We start from the raw sequence: 2,205 nt of genomic DNA, 5'->3' as shown, positions 1-2,205 counted from the left end.
GATTTCAATCCACAGTGATGTATCTCCTGGTAATGGTAGGAAACCTTGGGCTACTGTTCCCATATAAGCTGCGTGTTGAGGTTGCAGGTTGTCGAGAAATACAAAACTGCGTAATTCTATTCCCAAGGTGATGCTCTCCAGTCATGCGGATAAAGGTAGTCGATTGCAATGTGTGAGTGTAACCTTAAATTACCATAAGGTCAGTACCGCAAGGCGGAAGTCAAAAAGCTTATTCTATAGGTTTTTCGTTGATTTCAAATGGTCAGTTTATTTTCTGTGTTATTACTGTTGACTGAGGTTAAGGTTTGAATTTCTGTTTGGAGATTGGAACGGGCAGATTGTTCGGCAACCTCGAACATTAAGGGCGTATGATAGATGCGCTGCTGCTGCAAAAAATGCTCTAAAACTTGTCTACGACCTGTAATATATTCTAATTCTGAGAACCAGGCATATTCTTGGCGAATAGCACGGCTGTATTCTCTATAGTCTTCTGGGTTAGTTGCCAAAATTGCTAAATCTGCATCAAGTAAGACTTGGCTATCATAGTCATCTGTAGCAGCTTGGTGATTTTTGGTGTTGAGAATCAGACTGGTAACAGTATCTATAGTATTTGTGGGAATGCCCAAATTACTGAGCAATTCATAGGCATAGTCAGCGCTTCTTTCTTCGTTATCTTGAGTTTGAGGATGATAAACTACATCATGAAACCACGCCGCTAGTTGCACAGCAGGGAGGTCTTGAGCGTAGGCTTGTAAAGTATCAATTGTGCTGAGGACGTGAGCAATGTGTTTGAGTGTGTGGTAGTAGCGATCGCTTGTAGAATAAGCTGTAACTAAATCAGTAAAGCTTTGCTCAGATGCTATTTGGCCAACTCCAAAGTTTTGTAGTGTCTGCTGCCAATACCCAAATAATCGCATTGCTTCATCTTGCATAAATATTTGTTTAAGTTAAATTTGTGGTGATTTGAGTGTTGTTAGCAGTAGCAGTGACCACGGTACTTTAATATCTGGTATCAGGGATGAGTATGTTCTCAGTGCGGGTAAGGCTGCTGGGATGAGAAATTTTAGGGAACGTAGCGATGCTGGAATATTACCCTCTTGATCTACAATTCCATATTGTTGGGCTAATTCGGCGACAATTTGCACTTTTCCGGTGCGGCGCATGATGTTGGTATCACCTGTGAGGGCTGCAATTACTCTCCCTGTAAATAAGGGAGTTTCCCAGTTATAGCGGTCGGCAAATACTGAGTTTTTTGGATCAGCAGTATTTTCTGCTACAACTTTATCTGCTAAACTGGAAATTTGCTCAGTACCTACAATACCCGGCCATAAAGACACAGAAGCCACATTATGCGGTTTTAGTTCCACTGACATATCAGCTGCTAATCGGTCACAAGCGGCTTTACCAGCACCGTAGGCAGCACTGAAAATTTGGGACATCCCACCCCATGAGGAAATGGTACAAATTAATCCCTGTTGACGTTTGACCATGATTCTGGCAGCATAAATACTGGCAACATAATGACTACGCAAACCGACGTTGTTACTAGCATCCCAAAGGCTGGGTTCACATTCCCAAAAAGTCTGGCCTTGACTATCGCTTAATGCTTGGACTCCTGAGAAAACGTTATTAACTAATAAATCTAGTTGTCCATTCTGCTCATCTTGGATGCGTTCAAACAGCGATCGCACCTCTTCATCATTGCTATGATCTACCTGGATGGGAATACATATACCACCGGCTTGTTCTACGGCGATTTTGGTATCATTGAGATTGCCTGAGATTTCACTACTAGTATCAGAGTTATCTAATGTTCGTCCGGTAATATACACAGTTGCTCCGACTTCGCCCAGTCCGATAGCGATGCCTTTGCCAATGCCCCGTGTAGCACCTGTGACTAAAGTTACTTTTCCTTCAAGGTTTTGCATCTAAAATTTGATCCTGAAGTTGATAAATAGCGATCGCTTCATCTTTACCTCTTAACTTCACAAATTCATCTACCAATGTTAGTGAAAATAACTCTGGTTGAGATAAACTCAAAACTACTGAATCAGTTACTAAGATTTTACAATTATAGTATTTAGTTATACTCTCAACCCGTGAAGCGATGTTTACCGCATCACCGACGACTGTAGAATCAATCCGACAGGTAAATCCTACCGTACCCATAACCACTTCACCACGATGAATGCCAATACCCACGGC

The 2,205-nt window shown here is 41.9% G+C and carries 3 protein-coding genes; all 3 read right to left on the bottom strand.

Annotated elements, in window-relative coordinates; all coding sequences use genetic code 11:
- Positions 1-254: 254 nt before the first annotated feature.
- Positions 255-932: a hypothetical protein gene (locus VB654_RS01955; RefSeq protein WP_323211689.1), complete on the bottom strand. Its 678-nt coding sequence runs from the start codon at positions 930-932 to the stop codon at positions 255-257.
- A 15-nt stretch (positions 933-947) separates the two neighbouring features.
- Positions 948-1,928 carry an SDR family NAD(P)-dependent oxidoreductase gene (locus VB654_RS01950; RefSeq protein WP_323211688.1) on the bottom strand — a complete coding sequence of 327 codons (981 nt, stop codon included), beginning with the start codon at positions 1,926-1,928 and terminating at the stop codon, positions 948-950.
- Positions 1,915-2,205 (bottom strand): adenylate/guanylate cyclase domain-containing protein (locus VB654_RS01945; protein ID WP_323211687.1); only part of this gene is annotated, 291 nt, incomplete at its 5' end. The genes VB654_RS01945 and VB654_RS01950, both read right to left, overlap by 14 nt.

Origin of the sequence: Nodularia sp. UHCC 0506 (assembly GCF_034931045.1) — a bacterium.
Taxonomy (GTDB): domain Bacteria; phylum Cyanobacteriota; class Cyanobacteriia; order Cyanobacteriales; family Nostocaceae; genus Nodularia.
The sequence above is the reverse complement of the archived record's forward strand: the minus strand, read 5'-3'. Positions and strand labels throughout refer to the sequence as shown.